The organism is Anaerococcus lactolyticus ATCC 51172 (genome assembly GCF_000156575.1).
Classification (GTDB): domain Bacteria; phylum Bacillota; class Clostridia; order Tissierellales; family Peptoniphilaceae; genus Anaerococcus; species Anaerococcus lactolyticus.
This window is the reverse complement of sequence record NZ_GG666049.1, coordinates 68,037-89,845: the sequence shown is the minus strand read 5'-3', so window position 1 is coordinate 89,845 and position 21,809 is coordinate 68,037. Positions and strand designations below refer to the sequence as shown.

The following is a 21,809-nucleotide window of genomic DNA, read 5'->3' as shown; positions in this document are numbered from 1 at the left end:
AAGGAGTTTTTATGAGAAAAGTTACAACTTACCAATTAATCGACGGTATAAAAAAAAATCTCGCCCTAATTATTGTTCCAGCCATCGTGTTTTTTGGCATTGTTTTTGGTCTTGGCATTAAAAAAGTCGGAGGGTCTTTTGAGGCTTCGGCAGTTTTGATTGCCACAGCTGGTGAGGGCGAAGAAATTTCCTACAACAAGCTAATTTTAAATGAAAAGCTTGGCAATATTTATTCTGAAATTATAAAGTCACCTGACCTTTATAAAAGAGTTGCAAACGAGCTTAAAAAAGGGGGCTCAAACCTCGATTTCAAGGAAATCATGGCAAAGTCTGACTTCGATGTGAATCCTCAAGCAGGTCTTATTAGCCTAAGTTTTAATGATGATAACAAGGATAGGGCAGCAGATGCTCTTAAGTCAATTTGTGAGAATTTTAGAAAAATGACAAAAGACTACCTAAATGCTGATAATTTGGAATATCTGCATGAGGTGCTGGTGGATAAGGCTTCAAAGAAAAAACTTTTGATTTTTTCTGTTGCAGCAGGTATAGCTGGGGCTATTTTAGGCCTTGCTATAGTAATTATTAAGACTCTTCTTTCTGATAATATAGCCGACGAGGATGACTTAAGAGAATTGGATTTGGATGTCCTTGGATCTAGTGATGAGCTTTTGAAGGTGAAGGCAAAAATTGACCATAGACTTCAAAATGGAGTTGTTGGCATTACAAGTCTTGGCAAGGTTGACTCTTTTGATTTTGCAAAAAATCTTGCAGAAAGCCTTGCTCCAGCCAATGGCGTTTTGTTTGTAGACAGCAAAAACGCTGGCGAGACCGATGGGAAATTCTTAAGTGACGAAAATTCCTTTAAGGTCCTAAGAAAGGGTGACATAGATTACCTAGCCCTAGCAGAAAAGGTGTCAGAAAAAATTCTCGATACTAACGAGTTTTTCGCTGAAATAGCCAATAGAGAGAATGCTTATAATTATATCCTAATCGACCAAAAATCCCTAAAAACACCTGATCCATACCTAGGAGCTAGACTTTGTGACATGGAAATAATCCTAGTAGACTCAAAGACTAAAAAATCTGCCCTAGATAAGGCGATTTCAGACTTCAGGGAACTTGGAATAGATTATTGTGGGGTGGTTTACCATAAATAAGTTTATAGTTTTTTGCCTATTAATAGTCCTCGCTGGATGCGGCAAGGAAGAAAAATACACCAAACAAGACATTCCGACAAGGCCTGGGACTGGGATTAAGCTTAAGGATGAAATCGGAATCGGACTTTCCTACAAAGTCATTAAAGATGCCAAAATCTACACCGACCCCGACGAAAAAACAGCCTTCGACACTTTGGAAAAAGGCTCGGTAGTTCAAGCCAGTCAAGAAGAGGAAAATGGCTTTGCCTACGTGACCTACCAGGGTCAGAGCTTTTATATCGAAGTTAAAAATTTACAAGGAATTTAAAAACCAGCTCGAATTTGAGCTGGTTTTAATTTTATCATTCTTCTGGGTCTAGGGGTTTTTTTAGGTCTTCGTTTTCGAAGAAGTCTGTGTCGACTGGGGCGTTATCTTGGAAAGTACCGAAAATTGAGACGTAGTCCTTGCCATTAATTGTGTAGGTTATTTCCATTCTTAAGTATTCAAAGAAGTATTTTTCATATTGAACAGAGTATCTTTTTGTGGCGTAAGTGTAGGTTTTGTCTCCTTCGTCAGTAAGTTTGCCTTCGATATGGCGTGTTTTTGTTGGATCCCTGTAGTCGCTGGCGTAGGTGGTTATTTTTATATGGGCGTCGTCAGGTTCGATTTTTTCACCGTCTTTATAGAAAGTGATGTAAATTTTATTATCTTCTAGAAGGTGGATACAAGGGATGTCACCTTCTACCCTGCCGTCTACGTCGTCGTTGATATTTTCGATTTTTGCTTGGTCAAATGCGTCAAATTCTTCTTTGGTGTAGGTCCTTATGATTGGCTTTCTCTCGTCGTCTGAGATTCTGATTTCAACTTTGACCCCATCAACCTCTTGATTTCTCAAAAATTCTGGTGTCGGCAAGAATGCAAATCTAATAAAGACAAAGAAGGCAACAACCAAGAAAACTAAGCCTATTACTAATTTTTTAAACATGAACTCCTCCTTATTCTACTGAGATCTTCTCCTTGTGGAAATAATTTGTTAGGGCGAAATAGGCTAGGGCAAAGATTGCCAAAATTAGGACTATAATCGCAAAGGATGACCAGTTTAAATCTAGCATATTTATACTAAATTTGCCTGCACTAGTTGAATATTCTTTAAATTTGATTAAGCTTGTGTTTTCAAGCCCACTAATTAATTTCACATATACATATCCTTGGAATAAAATCAAGGCTACGAAAAGGACTAACTTAGCTGACCTACCCATCTTGTTAAAGGGTCTTGATGCTCCAAGTGTATTTGCTGCCATAATTATTAGGGCGAAAATTGCATAAAACAAGGCTATAATAATTATATATTTTACCAAGCTGATAAAAATATTTAAGTTAATACTTTCACCTATATACTTAAGTATATCTAATGGCTTTAGTCCACCATCGCTAGTTAGGCCTATAAGCAAAAAGTTAAAGATGCTGAAAACTCCTATTACAAGTCCCATTATTAGGTAGTTTATTAGTCTAGCTCCTGTTATCTCTCTTGCAGTGAATGGTAGGGTTGTGTAAAAGGCTGCTTTTTTGCCATAAAACCTATTGTTGTCACTATCATTAATGCTGGCTAGGGAAATAAGTGGGGCAAAGGTCATAACTGATCCGCTTAAGACAATTATAAGGGATATTGGGCGAAAATCCGTTAACTTATAGACAAAGTTTCCTAAGATTGCTATCAGAAGGGGTGATAGCATCCAGACAATTACCTTTTTTATATCTTCTTTAAAAATTTGTCTAAATAATTTTCCCATTAGAGAACCTCCCTAAAATATTCTTCAAGGCTTAGGCCTTTTTCTGCTCTTATCTCATCAACTGCCTTGTGGGCGAGGACTTTGCCGTCTGAAATTATGATTACTTCGTCTAGGATTTTTTCAATCTCAGATATAAGGTGGGTTGAGATGATAAGGGTTGATTCTAGATTGAAATTTTCTATAATTGTATTTAGCATTTCAAACCTTGCCTTTGGGTCAATGCCTGTCATTGGCTCATCTAGAAGGTAAATCTCAGACTTTCTCGCAAGAGTGGCTGCGATTTGGACCTTATCTTTCATTCCCTTGGAGCATTCCTTGATTTTAAGGCTTCTTTTAATAGAAAAAGAATCAATCATCTTGTAATAACTTTCTGAGTCAAAGTCGTCATAAAATCTTTCGTAGATATTTCCTATATCAATTACAGTCATGAAATCATCAAAGGGTAGGTGGTCCGGTTGGTAGGAAATAAGGGCGTTGGTTTTTCCACCTGGCTTATTGCCATCAATTAAAACTTCTCCCGAATAATTTTTCTCAAGACCTGCGATGACTCTCATTAGACTTGATTTACCTGTTCCATTTTCACCTACAAGACCGATTATCTTGCCCTTATCTAAGTTTAAATTAAAGTCATCTAAGACTTTTCTACCTCCATATTTGAGGCTTAAATTTTTTATCTCTATCATAATTCCTCCCAATAATCTCTCAAATCACTTAGGGCCACATCTTTTTTGATGTTTAAAGATTCCATTCCACTTATAAAATCATCTGCAAAGCTGGTAAAGGCCTTGTTTGAAAGTGATTTTATTTTCTTTTCATCTTTTGTTACAAACCTGCCGATTGTCCTTTGGCTCTCGCAAAGACCTTCTCTTTCAAGCTCTGCCAGGGCTCTTTGGATGGTGTTTGGGTTTACCTTGTAGGTTGTGGCGAGATTTCTTACTGAGTCGATTTTATCTCCGGCCTGCCAGTCGCCTGTGGAAATTTTGATCTTAAAATCCTCTACAAGCTGGATATAGATAGGTCGGTTGTTATCAAAATCCATACAAACCTTCTTTCTTTGTATCACTGTACTATTATCTTAATACAAGTGTACTACACCCTTAATACAATGTCAAATTTATTTTTGAATTTGTGGTAAAATATAAATAATTACTTATTAAATAAACAAAAACGAGGAAGAATATGAAATTAGTTATAGAAAATTTATCCAAATCCTTTGACGACAAGGAAGTTTTAAAGGATGCTTCGTATGACTTTGAAAAAGGTACTGTTTATGCCCTTCTTGGCAGAAATGGGGCTGGTAAGACTACGCTTTTTAGGCTTATTACAGAAGCTATCAAGAAAGATGCCGGTGAGATTTACATAGAGGAAAATGGGGAAAAGACTCCTGTGTCTTTTGATGATGTTTTTATGATGGTGGCAGAGCCAGATTTGCCAAAATTTCTCACTGGCTACGAGTTTATCAGATTTTTTATAGATGCTAATAGGGAAAATATCAAGGATTTAAAGGATATCGATTACTACCTAGACTTGGTTGATTTTGACGAGGAAGACAGCCACAGGCTAATCCAGTCCTATTCGACAGGTATGAAAAACAAAATCCAAATGATCATGTTTTTGATTTTAAAACCAAGGATAATCCTTATGGATGAGCCACTTACAAGCCTTGATGTGGTTGTGTCTCTCCAGATGAAAAAAATCATCAGAGAAATCCACAAGGACCACATCATGGTTTTCTCAACCCATATTCTCCAGCTTGCCAAGGATATTTGCGATAAGATCGTCCTTTTATCAGAGAAAAAACTTTCCGGTCTTGATGATTCTTACCTGGCTGATCCAGACTTTGAGGACAAGTTAATATCAATCCTTGCAGGCAATAAAGAAAACTTGGGAGAAATCCATGAATAAAGATTTTAGGACCTATATCCTAGCCGAAAAAATCGCTCTTACCGAATCTTTCAATATGATGGTTTATGGTATAAGAAAGTTTCCCTTAATCGGTAAAAAACTAGGGGATAAGTACAGATTTTTTGAGTTTAAGGAGATAATGTACAGCTTTTATCCAATTTTTGTCCTTATAAAGCAAATTTTGGGCTGCGCCTTATCTTTTCTTATTGCTTATTTATACACAACAATCACCTATGGCTGGATTTATAAAATCTTTGGTGGAGAGATTTTTGCGGCGGATTTGGCAAGCAAAGCTGAATTGACATCTTATCTTATGGGCCTCATGATTCCCGTAATTCTCTATTTTGCGACTGGGATTTTTAGGAACTTTATCTATGATAATGGGGCAGGAATTGGCAAATATTACTACCAATATCATATTGACCCAAGCTCTTCTGCCAAGATGTTTTTGTACTACAAACCAGCCATGAGGCTAATCGGAAGGACTCTTATTTTTGCTATATTTTTTAGCTTGATAAATAAAATTCCCCTTATATATCCGATTTTGATGAGTTTCGCTGTCTATTTCCTAGAAATCGGGGCTTCGGTTTTCTGGATGAAATACAAACTCAAACACAAAAAGGGAATCTTAGACAATGGACTTTTGCAGGTTGCCTTTATTATTTTAATTCCTGTTCTTGCTATGGGACTTGTTATTACAGGTAGTTTTGATTTAAGAATTGCAACTGGCATAATTTTTATATTTTCACTTGCCCTTTTCATCTATGGCGTGACTAGCCTTAAGAGTTTCAAATCTTTTGACCAAGTAATCGAAGATTCGATTGAAGAATACGAAGTAGGTGGAGAAGAGCTTGACCTAAGCGAAGCTAAGAACTACGAGCTAAAGGATAAGGATATTGAAGTTAAAAATAAAAAAGGACTTTACCAGAAAAAGGGCCTAGCCTTCCTAAATTCCTTGTTTTTTATAAGACACAAAAGACTTATAACAAAGCCAGTTATAATAAAATCCTTGGCTGTGCCAGCCATTGCCCTTGGAGTATTTTTCTTTACAGTTTTTAAGGAAACTTTAGGAGCGGAAGATATTTTTGAGCTAACAATCAGAGCCATGCCTTTTCTGATGTACACTTTATCAAGGCAGGATAAGGTCATAACTGCTATGTACCTAAACTGCGACCAGGGCCTTTTGCCTTACGGTTTTTATAGGAAAGGAACCATGCTCCTTGCCATGTATAGACTAAGATTTAGATCAATGCTTGCGATCAACCTGATTCCTGCCACAGCAGTCTTTGCGACTTATATGGCAGCCGTGGCCTATAAGGGAGGGATTTTTTGGGTAAATAATTTAGTCGTTCTAGCTTATATTTTGCTAATGACCACATTTTTCACAAGCCTAGCCCTCGCCAAATACTACCTCCTCCAACCCTACAACCAAGAGGGAATGAGTGTGAGTAAAATCGCAGGAGTCATAAATATGGTAGTTTACTATATTTGCATCTACGGAGCCTTTATTGTGAAAGATATGGATTACAAGATGATTTTGCTGACAAGTGGTAGCTTTATTTTAGCTTTTATTATTGTTGTGAATATTTTGATAGTGAGATTTGGGTCTAAGACTTTTAAAATAAGAGATTAGATTGGCTTATTTTCAATAAGCTTTAGTATTTACTTTAATCTTATGATGTTCTATGTTATTTACTATTGAATCTTTGTAATTTTGTAAATTAGATTTTTATTCTATTTACAGTTGAATCTTTGTAACTGGGGAGTCCCAGGGGAACGTTTCGCACGTTCCCCAACGCGACTCCCCAGACCCCTTTCGGCTACCCCCTCCGGGCGACCCCTCTCGGGGGACAAGGAGTTTTCCTTCGGCAAACTTGTTGATATGTAGGAGCCCTTGTTTAGAAAAAATATTTGTTTAACTTTTTAAAATCCCAAGCCTCCTAAAAATTGCAATCTCGTCTGACTTGTACTTTTTATTAAAAAAATAGTTCACAGTATATATGGTATTTTGATTTTAAAAGAACTGTCAGTGCAATTTTTTTAACGGAGTCTTGGGATTTTAAAATACTTGGTCTTTTGTTTTCATACTCATCGTATAAGAATACCTCCCAACCAGCAATGTTTGGCGAAGCCAAACGAGCTTAGCAATACTGGAACATCAAGACTAATTCTCCCCTTTATCGGGAAATGATTTCTAATCAAGGGTTGCGTTAAGAAAACTGATTGTTTGAGCGATAGCGAGTTATCAGTTTTTAGCAACCCGACGATTAGAAATCAGTGGGGATAACAGTTTAAATAAACAGGGTTATTCCCCCTAATAAAGAGGTTTGCCGTAGGCAAACTTCTGGTTTCGCACTCCGCTAAGGAGCAGTCGGGGGTGTAGCCGAGAGGGGTTTAAGGGGAGGCGGGTGAGGGGGCATCTGCCGCCCCCTCGGGCCTCCCCTTTGAACGGAGTGGTCATGTAAATGACTGAAAAAATCTATAAGATGCAGTTAATCTCGGATTAATTAAAAAAACAGGAGTTATATAAAAACTCCTGTTTTTCTATATTTATTATAATCTTGCCAAGTCTTTGGTTATTAAATTCTTTAATAGGAAGATGATTATAATTGTGATTATAAATTCTACTCCTAGGAAAGTACCGTTATAAATTATTGAATATAACCAAACATTTTGGCCTTCTGGGGCGTAAGACCCGAAGAAGATGACCCCTGTTAGGACGTGGCAGACGAATCTGGCGAAGACGCCTAAGAAAGTTCCCTTAATAACAGGTGCGATTTCGTGGTTTGATGCAAAATTCTTTGCGAAAAATCCTACAAGACCAAGGGAAGCGTAGGCTAGAGGGTAGTCTAGGATGGCTTGGACTGGGTGGTAGATTGATCCGCCAAACATCATGTCAAGCACACCGTAAACAGCGCCTACTATTATGCCTGGGCCTGCTCCATGTCTAATGGCAAAGATGATTAGTGGAATCATCTGGCCTGCTGTTACAGAACCACCTTGAGGCAATTCAAAAAGTTTTATACGACCTAGAATAAAGGCGAGAGCGAGCATTACACCAGCTTCGGCAATCATTTTAGTTGACCATTTACTATTATTCATAAAAAAATTCCTCCTTTGCACTCTGCTGGGAGGACTTGTAACTTACCTCCGCCAGCATTACCTGGATTCAGGTTAAGGGTATGATCTCAGCCACCTTTTGGTTAGCACCCCTAGTACACTATTACTATATAGGAAAATCTGTAAAAGTAAACTATAATGAGACTTCTCCTCGGCTTATTTAATAGAAAAGTGGCTAATTTCTAGTATAATACTAGGGTATAAATAAGGAAATTATGCGAAAGCTTTTAGATAGAGATTGAGGGATAAGATGGAATTTAAATTAAAATCAGACTACGCACCAAAGGGCGACCAGCCTGAGGCGATTAAAAAATTAAGTGAGGGCATCCTTGCCGGCAAAAAACACCAAATCCTAAGGGGGGTGACTGGTTCTGGCAAGACCTTTACCATGGCGAATATTATCCAAAATGTGCAAAGGCCAACTTTGGTCCTTGCACACAACAAGACTTTAGCCTACCAATTATTTACTGAATTTAAGGAATTTTTTCCGGACAATGCTGTGGAATACTTTGTTTCCTACTACGATTACTACCAACCAGAGGCCTATGTGGCAGCGACTGACACCTACATAGCCAAGGACTCTTCCATAAATGACGAAATCGACAAGATGCGCCACTCTGCAACCATGGCCCTTTTTGAAAGAAGGGATGTAATTATCGTTGCCAGTGTTTCTTGCATCTACGGTTTGGGTGACCCGATTGAATACAAAAAGCTAGTTGTATCCCTCCGTCCTGGCCAAGAAATCAGCCCAGAAGAGGTCATGAAAAAGCTAATCGACGTCCAGTATGTTCGTAATGATGTGGAATTTGAAAGGGGAAGTTTTAGAGCGAGGGGAGATGTTTTAGATATTTACCCTGCAGGTTTTGACCAAAAAGCCATCAGAATTGAATTTTTTGGCGATGAAATTGACCAAATTTCAGAATTTGACCCCCTTACTGGAAAGGTGATTTCAAAAATCACTCACGCCTACATATATCCTGCCAGCCACTACGCCACAACCAGCGAAAAGACTGAAAAAGCAATAATTTCCATAGAAAAAGAGCTCGAAGAAAGAATCAAGGAATTTGAAAGCGAAAATAAACTCCTAGAAGCCCAGAGAATCGAACAGCGAACCAAGTATGATATTGAAATGCTCAAGGAAATAGGATTTTGTTCGGGAATCGAAAACTATTCTGCCCACCTTTCCCAAAGACCAAGGGGTTCGAGACCATACACCCTTATCGACTATTTTCCAAAAGACTTTGTCCTCATGGTTGACGAATCCCACGTATCCATCCCCCAAGTTGGTGGCATGTACGAAGGCGATAGGTCGAGAAAGCAAAACTTGGTAGACTTTGGCTTTAGACTTCCTTCAGCCCTTGACAATAGACCCTTAAAATTTGATGAATTTGAAAAATTAATCAACCAAACTGTCTATGTATCGGCAACTCCTGGCCCATACGAAATGAAAAAGACTCATGGAGAGCTTGTAGAGCAAATCATAAGACCAACAGGACTTTTAGACCCACTTGTGGAAGTAAGGCCAACAGCAAACCAAATCGACGACCTCATAGAAGAAGTCCACAAGACAATAGAAAAGGGTGAAAGGGTCCTAGTCACAACCTTGACCAAGAAAATGGCAGAAGATTTGACCGACTACTTGATGGAACAATCAATCAAGGTACGCTACCTCCACTCCGACATCAAAACCATAGAGAGGTCTGAAATTATAAGGGACTTAAGGCTGGGAAAATTTGATGTATTAGTTGGAATCAACCTCCTAAGAGAGGGCCTTGATATACCGGAAGTAAGTTTAATCACAATCCTAGATGCAGACAAGGAAGGCTTTTTAAGAAGCGAAACAAGCTTGATTCAGACAATCGGACGTGCCGCAAGAAACTCCGAAGGCCACGTAATAATGTACGGTGACACCATTACAGGATCTATGCAAAGGGCCATTGACGAAACAGAACGTAGGAGAAAAATCCAAGAAGACTTCAACAAAAAACATGGAATAACCCCAACAACAATAAAGAAAAACATCGGCGAAATAATCCAAATAACAAAGAAGGCCGAGGAAGAAGAAATCGAAGAATTCAAGAGAGAAGACATCGCCACCATCCTAATAAATATGGAAAGCGAAATGTATAAGGCAGCAGAAGAACTTGACTTCGAAAGAGCAGCAAGATTAAGAGATCAAATAAAGAAAATGAGAGAAAACTTTTAGAAAAAGTTTTTCAAAACTATTTTTTGATAAGAATTATTTTGTAAAATAGAAAAACTCAGCCATTTACGTGGCTGCTCCGTAATCGGGAGGGACGCTAAGGGACCTTCCGTATGGTCCCTCATCGCTTCCCTCCCGAACCCTCCCTTTCCTTACACCCCCAGACGGCTCCTTAAGCGGAGTGCGGAAGGGGAAGTTTGCCTACGGCAAACCTCTTTAGTAGAGGGAATGACTTCGTAATTGTTTACGTATATCCACACAGATTTCTAATCTTCAGGTTGCTAAAAATCGCAAACTCGGCTAAAGCCTCAAACAAGCGATTTTCTTAACGCAACCCTTGATTAGAAATCTTTACTCGATAAAAGGGAGATTTTTTTCGAGGTTCCAGTGTTGCTTGGCTCGTTTGGATTCGCCAAACATTGCTAGACGGGGGTTGACTCTTTAGTTTTATTTTTTCTAGACTCCTAAACCATATTAATTATATAAAAGTGACTAGAGGCTTCTCCACTTCGGTCGAAGCGAGGGGTGGTGGGTTTTACTTTTTATCTAAGTTCTATTGTTATTTTAATTTGAAAACATAAGACCAAGTATTTTAAAATCCCAAGCATCCGTCAAAAAAATTGCACTGACAGCTTTATATGAACACACAAAACAATAAATACTGTGAACTTATTTTTAAACGCAAAACAAAGGTCAGACGAGATTGCAATTTTTAGGAGGCTTGGGATTTTAAAAAGTTAGACAAAAGAAAAACCAAAACAAAGACGTAAACCCTACTAAAAAAGATTTCCGTAGGAAATCTACTGCTTATGCTCCCCGCCAAGGGGCCGTTTGGAGGGGGTAGCGGAAGGGGGGTTAAGGGGGAGCCGGTTGGGGGACATACGGAAAGTCCCCCTGGGCTCCCCCTTGGTACGGAGGGGTCATGTTAATGACTAAAATTTAATTAAAGATAGAATTACAAGGAAATAATTAACTAGAAAAATAATTACTTAATGGCAATAAATACTAAAATATAAATTAAAAAAATAACTTATTTTGAATAAGAGAGGAAAAGTAATAATGAAAGAAAATAATAATATTATTATAAAAGGAGCAAGGACTAACAATTTAAAGAATATAGATCTTACTCTCCCTCGTGATAAGATGATTGTTTTTACCGGGCTTTCGGGGTCTGGTAAGTCTACCCTTGCCTTTGATACTATCTATGCCGAAGGTCAGAGGCGTTATGTGGAGAGTCTTTCTTCTTATGCTAGGCAGTTTTTGGGTGGAATTGATAAGCCTGATGTTGATTCGATTGAGGGTTTGTCGCCTTCTATTTCCATCGACCAAAAGACTACTAACAGGAACCCACGTTCTACTGTGGCTACTGTTACTGAAATTTATGACTATTACAGGCTTTTGTATGCGAGAATTGGGGAGGCTTTTTGTCCGGTTTGTGGCAAGCCAATTGTTGCTCAGTCTGTTGACCAGATGGTTGATAAAATAATGGAGCTTCCTGAAGGGACTAAAATTCAGCTTCTTGCGCCAGTGATTAGGGGCAAGAAGGGCCAACACAAGAATGCCTTGGCTAATATTAGAAAAGACGGTTTTGTTCGTGTGATTATCGACGGAGAAAGGTATGAAATCGAGGATGATATAGACCTTGATAAGAATAAAAAGCACGATATTTCTGTTATTGTTGACAGGATTAAGATGAAAGAGGGTATTGAATCGAGGATTGCTGACTCGCTTGAAACTGTAATCGGTCTTGCTGATGGGCTTGTGGTTGTGGATGTAATTGGAGGAGATCAGATGCTTTTATCATCAAAACTTGCCTGCCCTGAAGGCCACGTTTCCCTGCCTGAGATTACCCCAAATATGTTTTCATTTAATGCACCTATCGGCATGTGCCCTGAGTGTAATGGACTTGGTTTTCACCTCCAGGTAGACCCTGATTTGATTTTGCCTGATAGGAGTCTTTCGATAAATGCTGGGGCAGTTGACCCTTATAATGGTTCTGCCAAGGGAACTTATTATTATGAGGTGGTTAGGGCTATAGCAGACCATTACAATTATTCTTATGATGAGCCTCTTGAAGATGCACCAGAGGGTTTGGTTAATGATATTTTGTATGGAACTGATTATGACTTATCTTTTGTTTTTGATTCTCATTTTTCGGGCAAAAAACGCTACAAGGGAATATTTGAAGGTGCCATCCAAAATATTTGGGATAGGTATCAGAGGACCAATTCTGATTCCCAAAAGAAAAAGTTTGAAGAATACATGGGTGAAGAGGAGTGCCGAGTTTGCCATGGTGATAGGCTAAAACCAGAGGTTTTGTCAATAAAAGTCGGAGATAAAAATATTTCAGAGTTAACTCGCCTTTCTGTGGCTAAATCAATTGAGTTTTTCGAAAAGCTTAAGCTTTCTGAAATGAAGGCACAAATCGCAGAGCTAATTATTAAGGAAATTAAGGGAAGGCTTAGGTTTTTAAATGACGTTGGTCTTTCATATTTGACCCTAAATCGTACTGCCTCAACTCTTTCTGGTGGTGAGAGTCAGAGAATCAGGCTAGCTACTCAGATTGGATCAGGTCTTGTTGGTGTATCCTATGTTTTGGATGAACCTTCGATTGGCCTCCACCAGAGGGATAACGACAAGCTTATCAAGTCCCTCAGAAACCTTACAGACATTGGGAACACACTTATAATCGTTGAGCATGACGAAGATACCATGAGGGCAGCAGATTTTATTGTCGATATTGGTCCAAGGGCTGGTATTCATGGAGGAGAAATTGTTGCCAAGGGCAGTCTTGAAGATATTATGGCCTCTAAGGATTCCTTAACTGGTGACTACCTAGCAGGTAGGAAAAAAATTGAAGTTCCAAAAAAACGAAGAAAATCTGATAAATTTATAGAAGTAATAGGTGCGGCTGAAAACAACCTTAAGGATATTGACGTAAAATTCCCACTTGGTATTCTTACAACCGTAACAGGTGTGTCAGGCTCTGGTAAGTCTTCATTGGTAAATGAGATTTTATACAAGATGGCAACCAGGAAAATAAACAAGTCCAAGATCCACGCTGGAGCCCACAAAAAAATTAAGGGCCTTGATCAAGTTGATAAGGTAATCGCTATCGACCAGTCCCCAATAGGTAGGACACCAAGGTCAAATCCTGCGACCTATACCAAGGTGTTTGATGCCATCCGTGACGTTTTTGCCATGACCAACCAGGCCAAGATGAAGGGCTTCCAAAAGGGAAGATTTTCCTTCAATGTTAAAGGTGGTAGGTGCGAGGCCTGCAAGGGGGACGGCACAATCAAGGTAGACATGATGTTTTTGCCTGATGTTTACGTGCCTTGCGAAGTTTGCCATGGCAAGAGGTATAACAGAGAGACTCTGGATGTGAAATTTAAGGGCAAGGATATTTCAGAAGTGCTCGATATGACTGTTGAGGAAGGAATAGAATTTTTTGAAAATCATCCAGCTATCGTGAGGAAACTTCAAACCCTCTACGATGTGGGTCTTGGCTACATCAAAATCGGCCAACCTTCCACAGAATTATCTGGTGGCGAGGCCCAAAGGGTCAAACTTGCGACAGAACTTGCAAAAGTTTCTACAGGTCAGACTCTTTATATCCTAGATGAACCGACAACAGGCCTTCACACAGCAGATGTCCACAAGCTTATAGAGGTGTTAAATAGGCTGGTTGATCAAAACAATACGGTAGTAGTAATTGAGCATAACCTTGATGTGATTAAGGTTTCTGACTATATAATAGACCTCGGCCCTGAAGGTGGTGACGGGGGCGGAAACTTAGTTGCAACCGGCACTCCAGAAGAAATTGCCAAGGTCAAAGCATCTTACACCGGCAAGTATCTCAAAAAATTATTAAAATAAAAGTCGTCCCAGCTGGGGCGATTTTCTTAATAAAAATGTAAAAGCTTTAATTTATAGGTAAAAAATGATAAAATAAATGTATAATTTATATAAGGAGAACTTATGTTAGAAGCAAAAAACGATAATAAAGATAGAAATGATATAGATATAAAAGACAACACAGCAGGAACAGTTGGTTTTGACCCAAAAACAGGCAGGGTTTTTTATGTTGATGAGCCCCAAAAAGCCCCAACACCAAAACCTAGCCTAGATGACGAGATGGGAGATTTGGCCAAGGAATTAAACGAGTCAACTGATGCGATTATGGACCTTTTAAAGGAAGCTGGAATTGAAAATCCAACTGATATGGAGGCTCTTAAAAAACTTGCAGAAGCTGAAGCTGATGATGAATGAAAAAGTCTGATAGAAGTCTGGGTCTAGTAGATTTCATGATTGACCTCTACTACGACAAACACAAGGATGAAGACCACGAAAGAGCAGGTCTTAAAGCCTATGCGGCAAAAAGACTTGCCCTTTGCCCTCATGGGGATGACAAGCCCTTTTGTTCATCGTGTAAAATTCATTGCTATGACAAAAATCATAGGACGATGATCAAGAAGGTAATGAAATACGCCGGACCTCGCATGATTTTTTATGCACCAGGTGTAGCACTTAGGCACTTACTAGAAAATATAAGGAGAAACTAGTGGAAAATCACGATAAAGAATTTATTGATAAGCTAGAAAAGAGATTTAAGGAAAACATGGACAGACATCCATCTATCAAGTGGGACTTTGTCAAGTCTTCTATTTTAAATGATCCCGACCTATATGATGCAATTTATGCCATGGAAGAAACGGGTGGCGAGCCAGACCTAGTAGATTTGGAAATTTTTAAGGGCCTTGTCTATGTTGACTTGGCAGATAAGAGCCCAACTGGTAGAAGAAGCCTTTGCTATGATAAAAAAGCTAGACAAGCAAGGAAGGAAAATCCTCCAGCATCTTCTGTTGAGGAAGAAATCGGAGAATTTGGAATAAAACTCTTAAGCGAAGATAAATATATCGCCCTTGCTGAAATTGCAACTTTTGATACAAAAACAACTTCGTGGATAAAAACTCCAGAAGATATCAGGGCAAAAGGTGGCGCTCTCTTTGCTGGTAGGCGTTTTGATAGGGTTTTTGTATATTATAATAGCCCAGAATCTTATTATAAAGACAGGGGATTTAGAGTTTATATACAAATATGATTAAAAGCTTACTAATCTTAGCCTTACTTGCATTAACAGGTTGTGTTGGAGCAAATCCCCATCAAGATATAAGTCAAAACCAAGAATCAACCAAGCAAGCTTCTGATTTAAAACAAATAAAAGATTTGTTTTACGAAAAATTAAAGGGGCAGACCTTAACTAGGACCTATGGCGAAAATACTGGTCAGACCAAGGTCATCTTTGAAAATGACGGTACTTTTAGGGGAGATTATTTTGGTAAAATTGCTTCTGATGGCAAGGACTATGGCTTAACAGACAAAGCTTGGCTTTATTACCATGGCGAAGAAATCCATTCATCTGAATTTGAAGGAGCTTTTGAAATCACTGGAGCAATAGACGAGTATACCTATGAGCTTAGCCTTAAGGATTTTAAAATCACAAGCAAGCTAGGTGCCTATGATGACATCTACTACCATGTGGATTTCGCCTTAGGATTAAATCCAGAGGCTTCATACCTGCTCTATAGGCCAGGTTGCCCGATAAAAGACCTAGAAAAAAATGATAGGCTTATAGAAATCGCAAAAAATGGAAGCCCTGATGGTAAAAAAACTAGGGGCTTTATAATATTTAATAAGACTGATGGTGAAATTTTCAGTCAAAAACCATAAACTTGAGGAAATATTCAAATTTAACACGAATTTAAGACCCTCAAATATAAAATAGAAAAGAAAGAATTGAAAGTATGAAAAAAATACTATTTATCTACAATCCAAACTCCGGCCAAAGGGCCATTAATGACAAGTTGTCATGGATAATCGAATACCTATCTTCAAAGTCAATATTTCCTACAGTTTACGCCACCCAAAAATCTGGCGATTGCAGGGAAATTGTCGAAAAATATGGTAAGGACTTTGAGGAAATTTTAATATCTGGTGGGGACGGAACTCTTGATGAAGCTGTTTCTGGTGCCCTTAAGGCAGATATAGATCCAATTATTTCCTATATCCCAACAGGGTCAACCAACGATTTTTCAAAGACAATTAATATTTCATCAGACATAGAAAAGGCAACAAAAACAGCTGTTAGGGGCAAGGTAAAAAGGATAGACGTAGGCAAAATTGACGATAAGTATTTTGTTTATGTAGCAGCCTTCGGTGCCCTTTCGGACATTAGTTTTTCGACCGACCAAGATGTAAAAAATATATTGGGTCGTTCCGCCTACATCGTAGAAGGCATCAAACAACTTTTGCCAATCCAATCTATGCAATCTTATAAGGCAGAAATTGAATTTGATGATGAGCTAATCAAAGGCGAATTTATTCACTTTATGGTATCAAATTCTGTATCTGTAGGAGGTTTTAACCTCTTTGATGACAAGGTCGGTCTTACTGATGGAGTTTTTGAGGTAACCCTGGTTAAAAAACCAGAATCCATAGTTGACCTAAATACGATTATCCAGTCCTTAACAACTGGTGAATCTAGCGATTTGGTAATCCAAAGGCAGGTTAAAAAAATAAGGATAAAAACCGAAAAAGAAGTTTCTTGGTCTCTTGATGGAGAATTTGGAGGCAAGACTACTGACTGTACGATAGAAGTAATCGGCAAAAGAATTAACATGAAAACTGGCATAATTGATTGAAATACCACTTCTAATGTGATATAGTAAACGATTAGCATAAGCGTAATCTCAAAGTTATGGTATAATAAAAGTAGGAAACCCAGGAGGTTATGATGTTTAAAGTAGGCGACAAGATAGTTTATCCAATGCACGGTGCAGGGGTTATTGATGCAGTTGAAAAGATTGAATTTATGGGTGAAGAAAGGGAGTATTATATCCTAAAAATGCCTATAGGCGAGATGGACATATCAATTCCTGCGGATAACATGAAAGATGCTAATATTAGATTTATTATCAGCAAGGAAGAGGGATTAGAAGTTCTAGCCATCCTTGACGATAAGCCAACTGAAATGAATTCTAATTGGACCAAGAGATATAGGGACAACCAAGAAATTTTAAAGACTGGCGATATCTTTGAAATAGCAAAAATGGTTAGAAATCTAGCTATCCTAGACAGTGACAAAGGACTTTCAACAACTGAGAAAAAACTTCTAAATAGGGCAAGGCGTATCCTTGCTAGTGAGCTTGTCATGGCAGGTTCTCTAGAAAAAGAAGAAGCAGAGAAAATGATAGACGAATCAATCGGATTATAGTCTATAAATATAAGGAGATTTTATGAAAAGAGTAATCAGATTAGTTTTTATACTAATCGGAGCTGTTCTTGGCATAGTAGTCTTCGGAATAGTTAACGCCGCTTTTGGGTTTGTCCCTAATAGCGGCAAATTAATTCTGTGGGCAAAAGTCATTTCATCAGCTCTATTTGCACTAATATTTTATTTTGCAACAGATCCTATAGCTAAACGTGCCACAGCGAGCCTTTCGATATTTGAAAAAAGAGTAAGCAAACTACCTGCTGCCAACCTGGTCATAGGCGTTATAGGAATCATCTTAGGATTTTTGATAGCAACCCTAGTATCCACACCACTAACCAAATTATCCCTACCATTCATGGGAAATTCATTTTTTGTGCTATTATCTATTTTATTATATATTGGTTTTGGTTATTTAGGATGGAAGCTAGCCTACAAAAATTCTGAAGACCTCCTTGCCCTTGTGACTAGGTCCAAGGAAATCAAAAAAGATGGCGGAGAATTTTTTGACAGGTCAAACTTAACAGCAAGTCCTAAGGTCCTTGATACATCAGTTATAATTGACGGTAGGATTTTGGATATCATAAATACAGACTTCCTAGAAGGGGAACTAATCGTAACAGAATTCGTCCTTGAAGAACTCCAACACATAGCAGATTCTCCTGATGACCTCAAAAGAGAAAGAGGTAGGAGGGGGCTTGATATAATGAATAAGATTAAGGAATCAAAAAAAATCAAGCTTACAGTACTAAACAAGGACTACAAAGATATCAAAGAAGTAGATGCAAAACTTCTCAAACTTGCTTTAGATCTTGGGGCCAAGGTATTTACCAACGACTATAACCTAAACAAGGTAGCAGATGTTCAGGGTATTCCAATCCTTAATATCAATGACCTTGCCAATTCCCTAAAACCAGTGGTAATCCCAGGCGAGAAGATGGAAATAGAAGTTATTAAAAAAGGTAAGGGTAAAAACCAAGGTGTGGGCTATCTTGAAGATGGGACTATGGTTGTTGTTGAAGACGGTCAGGACCTCATAGATCAGACCATCAAAGCCAAGGTCACATCAGTACTTCAGACCTCAGCAGGCAGGATGATTTTTGTAAGGGCGGAAGATGTATAAAGGAAAATTTTTATCAGCTGTAATAACAGCAGCAGGTTCAGGAACTAGGATGGGTTTAGAAATAAACAAGCCTTATCTAGAAATAGGTAGTAAAAAAATCCTAGAATTAAGCCTAACAACTGTAACAAGTATAGAAGAATTTGACGAGATAATCTTGGTTATAAGGGAGGAAGACTTCTCCCTTGCGACTGAGATTTTATCTCTTTTTAGAGATCCTAGAATAAAAATGGTCGCAGGTGGTGCTAGCCGAGAAGAATCAACTTATAATGGACTAATTGCCCTAAATCCTGATTCAGACTTGGTTTTAAGCCACGATGGAGTAAGACCATTTGCATCTAGGGGTCTTTTTTTGAGAGTTTTAAAGGAAATGGAAACCTACAAGGCAGCGATTTCTGCAACCAAATCAAAGGATACGGTGAAGGTGGCAAATGAAAATGGCGAGGTAGACTTCACTCCAAATAGGGAATTTGTCTACAACATCCAAACGCCGCAGGGCTTTGACACAAGACTTATAAAAAGTCTTTATAAGAAATATTTTGAATCTGAAGCAAAAATCACTGACGACAGTCAGTTGTTTGAATTTTTTGACAGAGATGAGCCAGTAAAGATAGTTGAGGGAGAATACTCTAATATCAAGATGACAACTACAGAAGATATAATCTTTGCCAAGGCTTTTATAAAGGGGGAAAGATGAGAGTAGGAATCGGATACGATGTGCATAAGTTAGTAAAAGATAGGGACCTAATCTTAGGTGGGGTAAAATTTGACTATGATTTAGGACTCCTGGGTCATTCGGATGCAGACGTCCTAACCCACGCTATTATGGATGCAATTTTGGGAGCCCTCGCTCTGCCTGATATTGGAAATCTTTTCCCTGATACAGACCCTGCCTACAAGGATATTTATTCGATTGACCTTTTGGATAGGGTGGTGGAAAAAATGTTTGAAAAGGGCTATAAGATTGGCAACCTCGACTCAGTTGTCATTTGTGAAATGCCAAAAGTTGCCCCAAAGAGAGAAGAAATTGTAAACTTACTTGCTTCTCACCTAAAAACCGATCAGGCAAATGTGTCAGTAAAGGCTTCTACCAGCGAGAAATTAGGTTTTACCGGTAGGGGCGAAGGGATAGAAGCAAGAGCTATAGTATATTTGGAGGAAATAAATGCGTAAATTTATTACAAGCGAATCAGTAACTGAGGGTCATCCAGACAAGGTTTGCGATCAAATCTCAGATGCGATTTTAGACGAATGTTTAAAACAAGACCCAAAGGCGAGAGTGGCAGCAGAATGTATCACAACAACAGGTCTTGTCTTAGTTGTAGGTGAAATGACCACTGAAGCCTACGTCCCAATAGAAGAAATTGTAAGACAAACTATCAGAGAAATCGGCTACTGCGACCCAAGTCTTGGTTTTGACTACGAAAACGTGGCAGTTTTGACATCAATCAATAGCCAATCACCAGACATTGCCCAGGGAGTTGATAAGGCAAGCGAATATGATGCTAGCCATGATGACTACGATAAAATCGGTGCAGGCGACCAGGGTATGGTCTTTGGTTATGCAGATGATGAAACAGAAGTATATTTGCCAATGTCAGTAAAACTTGCCCAAGATTTGGCAAAAAGACTCGCCACAGTTCGCAAGGAAGGCATAATCGACTACATTAGGCCAGATGGCAAGAGTCTTGTGACTGTAGAATACGATGACGATACTCTAGTAAGACTTGACTCAATCGTAATCTCAACCCAACACAAAGATGGCATCCCAATGGATCAAATCCGTAAGGATGTCATAGAAAAAGTCATCAAGAAAGTAGTACCAGCAAAACTACTCGACGATAAAACCAAAATTTTTGTAAACCCAACCGGCAAATTTGTAATCGGTGGCCCAAAGGGAGATTCTGGCCTTACAGGTAGAAAAATAATCGTAGACTCCTACGGTGGCTACTCAAAGGCAGGTGGCGGAGCCTTTTCTGGTAAAGACCCAACAAAGGTAGACAGGTCAGCAGCCTACATGGCAAGGTACGCTGCAAAAAATATGGTAGCAGCAGGACTTGCTAAAAAATTAGAAATCGGAGTATCCTATGCCATAGGAGTAGCAAGACCACTAGCAATCTTTGTTGACAGCTTTGGCACAGGCAAATATGACGACGAAAAATTAAAACAAATCATAGAAGAAAACTTCGACTTTAGACCACAAGCCATCATAGACAAACTAGACCTAAGACGCCCAATATACAAAAAAACCGCAGCCTACGGCCACTTTGGTAGGGAAGAAAAAGATGGGTTCTCATGGGAAAGGTTGGATAAGGTCCAAGACCTTAAAAGATATTAATTATTCATCCGAGATGAAATATCATTAGAGTAGTTTTATCCTAGATAAATTATATTTTTTCTTATCCGAGATAAGCTATCAATCATATATGTGATTATTTTATTTACAGTTGAATCTTCGTAAAAAGGGGACCCCAGGGGAACGTTTCGCACGTTCCCCCATCGGGTCCCCTTTAAAACCCCTTCCGTTACCCCCTCCGGGCGACCCCTCTCGGGGGATATTGTGTTTGCCTTCGGCAAACTTGTTGATATGTAGGAGCCCTTGTTTAGGAATAATATTTGTTTAACTTTTTAAAATCCCAAGCATCCTAAAAATTGCAATCTAGTCTGACTTGAACTTTTTATTTATAAATTAGTTCACAGTAGCTATTGTGTTTTGATTTTGATAGAGCTGTCAGTGCAATTTTCTTAACGGATGCTTGGGATTTTAAAATACTCGACCCTGGGACATTCTAGAACTACGAGACTAATTCTCCCTTTTATCGGGCAAAGATTTCTAATCAAGGGTTGCGTAAAGAAAATCGCTTGTTTGAGGCGAAGCCGAGTTTGCGATTTTTAGCAACTCGACAATTAGAAATATCTGGGGAAATACGTAATCTTATACAAGGTAATTCTCTCTACATAAAAAAGCTTGCGATAAGCAAGCTTCTATATCCGCACTCCGCATAAGGAGCCGCTCGGGGGTGTAGCGGAAAGGGGGCATGGGGGAACCCAGTGAGGGAACCTGCGGAAGGTCCCTTGGGGTTCCCCCAGTTACGGAGCAGTCATGTAAATGACTGAGAAAATATAGATGATACAGTTAATCTCGGATTAACGAAAAAAAGATTGCTTCGTCTCGGACGAATTTTTTATAAAATAGTTTAATAATTCACAAAAAGTAATATAATATAATCATAGGGTCAAATGCCCAATGCAAAAACTTAT

21 protein-coding genes are annotated in these 21,809 nt (G+C 38.7%); 16 read left to right on the top strand and 5 right to left on the bottom strand.

Annotated features, from left to right (window positions below):
- The first annotated feature begins 11 nt into the window (after window positions 1-11).
- Together HMPREF0072_RS08450 and HMPREF0072_RS08445 are read left to right on the top strand one after the other, a co-directional pair.
- The gene (locus HMPREF0072_RS08450) at window positions 12-1,157 is read left to right on the top strand and encodes a YveK family protein (RefSeq protein WP_004829237.1); all 1,146 of its coding nucleotides are present in this window, start codon (window positions 12-14) and stop codon (window positions 1,155-1,157) included.
- Window positions 1,135-1,464, top strand: a complete 330-nt coding sequence (locus HMPREF0072_RS08445) for a hypothetical protein (RefSeq protein ID WP_004829235.1) — start codon at window positions 1,135-1,137, stop codon at window positions 1,462-1,464. Before HMPREF0072_RS08450 ends, HMPREF0072_RS08445 begins: the two co-directional genes overlap by 23 nt.
- A gap of 34 nt (window positions 1,465-1,498) precedes the next feature.
- On the opposite strand, the gene HMPREF0072_RS08440 is transcribed toward HMPREF0072_RS08445, so the two are convergent.
- From HMPREF0072_RS08440 to HMPREF0072_RS08425, 4 genes are read right to left on the bottom strand one after another with little or no spacing between them, the layout of a single operon-like run.
- Window positions 1,499-2,122, bottom strand: a complete 624-nt coding sequence (locus tag HMPREF0072_RS08440) for a hypothetical protein (RefSeq protein ID WP_004829232.1) — start codon at window positions 2,120-2,122, stop codon at window positions 1,499-1,501.
- 10 nt (window positions 2,123-2,132) lie between these two features.
- Entirely contained in the window at window positions 2,133-2,927 is a 795-nt protein-coding gene (locus tag HMPREF0072_RS08435) for a hypothetical protein (protein ID WP_004829231.1), read from the bottom strand.
- Window positions 2,927-3,610, bottom strand: coding sequence for an ABC transporter ATP-binding protein (locus tag HMPREF0072_RS08430; RefSeq protein WP_004829229.1), 684 nt, complete (start codon window positions 3,608-3,610; stop codon window positions 2,927-2,929). The genes HMPREF0072_RS08435 and HMPREF0072_RS08430 overlap by 1 nt, the downstream gene beginning before the upstream one ends.
- Complete coding sequence (locus tag HMPREF0072_RS08425) at window positions 3,607-3,966, bottom strand: GntR family transcriptional regulator (RefSeq protein ID WP_004829227.1); 360 nt, start codon at window positions 3,964-3,966, stop codon at window positions 3,607-3,609. Before HMPREF0072_RS08425 ends, HMPREF0072_RS08430 begins: the two co-directional genes overlap by 4 nt.
- A 140-nt stretch (window positions 3,967-4,106) precedes the next feature.
- Between HMPREF0072_RS08425 and HMPREF0072_RS08420 the strand changes: the two genes are divergently transcribed.
- Complete coding sequence (locus HMPREF0072_RS08420; RefSeq protein ID WP_004829226.1) at window positions 4,107-4,832, top strand: ABC transporter ATP-binding protein; 726 nt, start codon at window positions 4,107-4,109, stop codon at window positions 4,830-4,832.
- Window positions 4,825-6,465 carry a hypothetical protein gene (locus HMPREF0072_RS08415; RefSeq protein WP_004829223.1) on the top strand — a complete coding sequence of 547 codons (1,641 nt, stop codon included), beginning with the start codon at window positions 4,825-4,827 and terminating at the stop codon, window positions 6,463-6,465. The genes HMPREF0072_RS08420 and HMPREF0072_RS08415 overlap by 8 nt, the downstream gene beginning before the upstream one ends.
- Window positions 6,466-7,385: 920 nt before the next feature.
- On the opposite strand, the gene thiT is transcribed toward HMPREF0072_RS08415, so the two are convergent.
- Entirely contained in the window at window positions 7,386-7,934 is a 549-nt protein-coding gene (gene thiT / locus HMPREF0072_RS08410; RefSeq protein WP_004829219.1) for an energy-coupled thiamine transporter ThiT, read from the bottom strand.
- A 268-nt stretch (window positions 7,935-8,202) separates the two neighbouring features.
- On the opposite strand from thiT, the gene uvrB reads away from it, so the two are divergent.
- From uvrB to metK, 12 genes are all read left to right on the top strand, one after another.
- Window positions 8,203-10,158, top strand: coding sequence for an excinuclease ABC subunit UvrB (gene uvrB, locus HMPREF0072_RS08405; RefSeq protein WP_004829217.1), 1,956 nt, complete (start codon window positions 8,203-8,205; stop codon window positions 10,156-10,158).
- 1,056 nt (window positions 10,159-11,214) lie between these two features.
- Window positions 11,215-14,034, top strand: a complete 2,820-nt coding sequence (gene uvrA / locus HMPREF0072_RS08400; protein ID WP_004829213.1) for an excinuclease ABC subunit UvrA — start codon at window positions 11,215-11,217, stop codon at window positions 14,032-14,034.
- A gap of 102 nt (window positions 14,035-14,136) precedes the next feature.
- The gene (locus HMPREF0072_RS08395; RefSeq protein ID WP_004829212.1) at window positions 14,137-14,427 is read left to right on the top strand and encodes a hypothetical protein; all 291 of its coding nucleotides are present in this window, start codon (window positions 14,137-14,139) and stop codon (window positions 14,425-14,427) included.
- Window positions 14,424-14,720, top strand: a complete 297-nt coding sequence (locus tag HMPREF0072_RS08390) for a nitrous oxide-stimulated promoter family protein (RefSeq protein ID WP_004829209.1) — start codon at window positions 14,424-14,426, stop codon at window positions 14,718-14,720. Before HMPREF0072_RS08395 ends, HMPREF0072_RS08390 begins: the two co-directional genes overlap by 4 nt.
- Entirely contained in the window at window positions 14,720-15,259 is a 540-nt protein-coding gene (locus HMPREF0072_RS08385) for a DUF4256 domain-containing protein (RefSeq protein WP_004829207.1), read from the top strand. The genes HMPREF0072_RS08390 and HMPREF0072_RS08385 overlap by 1 nt, the downstream gene beginning before the upstream one ends.
- Entirely contained in the window at window positions 15,256-15,888 is a 633-nt protein-coding gene (locus HMPREF0072_RS08380; protein WP_004829205.1) for a hypothetical protein, read from the top strand. The genes HMPREF0072_RS08385 and HMPREF0072_RS08380 overlap by 4 nt, the downstream gene beginning before the upstream one ends.
- Window positions 15,889-15,962: 74 nt before the next feature.
- Window positions 15,963-16,859: a diacylglycerol/lipid kinase family protein gene (locus HMPREF0072_RS08375; RefSeq protein ID WP_004829202.1), complete on the top strand. Its 897-nt coding sequence runs from the start codon at window positions 15,963-15,965 to the stop codon at window positions 16,857-16,859.
- A 92-nt stretch (window positions 16,860-16,951) separates the two neighbouring features.
- Window positions 16,952-17,431: a CarD family transcriptional regulator gene (locus HMPREF0072_RS08370; protein WP_037326245.1), complete on the top strand. Its 480-nt coding sequence runs from the start codon at window positions 16,952-16,954 to the stop codon at window positions 17,429-17,431.
- A gap of 22 nt (window positions 17,432-17,453) precedes the next feature.
- Window positions 17,454-18,551 carry a PIN/TRAM domain-containing protein gene (locus tag HMPREF0072_RS08365; RefSeq protein WP_004829198.1) on the top strand — a complete coding sequence of 366 codons (1,098 nt, stop codon included), beginning with the start codon at window positions 17,454-17,456 and terminating at the stop codon, window positions 18,549-18,551.
- A complete protein-coding gene (gene ispD, locus HMPREF0072_RS08360) occupies window positions 18,544-19,245 on the top strand; it encodes a 2-C-methyl-D-erythritol 4-phosphate cytidylyltransferase (protein WP_004829196.1) in 702 nt (233 codons plus the stop codon). Before HMPREF0072_RS08365 ends, ispD begins: the two co-directional genes overlap by 8 nt.
- Window positions 19,242-19,721, top strand: coding sequence for a 2-C-methyl-D-erythritol 2,4-cyclodiphosphate synthase (ispF, locus tag HMPREF0072_RS08355; RefSeq protein WP_004829194.1), 480 nt, complete (start codon window positions 19,242-19,244; stop codon window positions 19,719-19,721). The genes ispD and ispF overlap by 4 nt, the downstream gene beginning before the upstream one ends.
- Window positions 19,714-20,886 carry a methionine adenosyltransferase gene (gene metK, locus HMPREF0072_RS08350; RefSeq protein ID WP_004829192.1) on the top strand — a complete coding sequence of 391 codons (1,173 nt, stop codon included), beginning with the start codon at window positions 19,714-19,716 and terminating at the stop codon, window positions 20,884-20,886. The genes ispF and metK overlap by 8 nt, the downstream gene beginning before the upstream one ends.
- Window positions 20,887-21,809: the final 923 nt, after the last annotated feature.

Bases quoted from the DNA above. Each gene is read 5' to 3' on its own strand.
- HMPREF0072_RS08450 (WP_004829237.1), top strand. From the start codon at position 12: ATGAGAAAAGTTACAACTTACCAATTAATCGACGGTATAAAAAAAAAT.
- HMPREF0072_RS08440 (WP_004829232.1), bottom strand. From the start codon at position 2,122: ATGTTTAAAAAATTAGTAATAGGCTTAGTTTTCTTGGTTGTTGCCTTC.
- HMPREF0072_RS08435 (WP_004829231.1), bottom strand. From the start codon at position 2,927: ATGGGAAAATTATTTAGACAAATTTTTAAAGAAGATATAAAAAAGGTA.
- HMPREF0072_RS08430 (WP_004829229.1), bottom strand. From the start codon at position 3,610: ATGATAGAGATAAAAAATTTAAGCCTCAAATATGGAGGTAGAAAAGTC.
- HMPREF0072_RS08425 (WP_004829227.1), bottom strand. From the start codon at position 3,966: ATGGATTTTGATAACAACCGACCTATCTATATCCAGCTTGTAGAGGAT.
- HMPREF0072_RS08420 (WP_004829226.1), top strand. From the start codon at position 4,107: ATGAAATTAGTTATAGAAAATTTATCCAAATCCTTTGACGACAAGGAA.
- HMPREF0072_RS08415 (WP_004829223.1), top strand. From the start codon at position 4,825: ATGAATAAAGATTTTAGGACCTATATCCTAGCCGAAAAAATCGCTCTT.
- thiT (WP_004829219.1), bottom strand. From the start codon at position 7,934: ATGAATAATAGTAAATGGTCAACTAAAATGATTGCCGAAGCTGGTGTA.
- uvrB (WP_004829217.1), top strand. From the start codon at position 8,203: ATGGAATTTAAATTAAAATCAGACTACGCACCAAAGGGCGACCAGCCT.
- uvrA (WP_004829213.1), top strand. From the start codon at position 11,215: ATGAAAGAAAATAATAATATTATTATAAAAGGAGCAAGGACTAACAAT.
- HMPREF0072_RS08395 (WP_004829212.1), top strand. From the start codon at position 14,137: ATGTTAGAAGCAAAAAACGATAATAAAGATAGAAATGATATAGATATA.
- HMPREF0072_RS08390 (WP_004829209.1), top strand. From the start codon at position 14,424: ATGAAAAAGTCTGATAGAAGTCTGGGTCTAGTAGATTTCATGATTGAC.
- HMPREF0072_RS08380 (WP_004829205.1), top strand. From the start codon at position 15,256: ATGATTAAAAGCTTACTAATCTTAGCCTTACTTGCATTAACAGGTTGT.
- HMPREF0072_RS08375 (WP_004829202.1), top strand. From the start codon at position 15,963: ATGAAAAAAATACTATTTATCTACAATCCAAACTCCGGCCAAAGGGCC.
- HMPREF0072_RS08370 (WP_037326245.1), top strand. From the start codon at position 16,952: ATGTTTAAAGTAGGCGACAAGATAGTTTATCCAATGCACGGTGCAGGG.
- HMPREF0072_RS08365 (WP_004829198.1), top strand. From the start codon at position 17,454: ATGAAAAGAGTAATCAGATTAGTTTTTATACTAATCGGAGCTGTTCTT.
- ispD (WP_004829196.1), top strand. From the start codon at position 18,544: ATGTATAAAGGAAAATTTTTATCAGCTGTAATAACAGCAGCAGGTTCA.
- ispF (WP_004829194.1), top strand. From the start codon at position 19,242: ATGAGAGTAGGAATCGGATACGATGTGCATAAGTTAGTAAAAGATAGG.
- metK (WP_004829192.1), top strand. From the start codon at position 19,714: ATGCGTAAATTTATTACAAGCGAATCAGTAACTGAGGGTCATCCAGAC.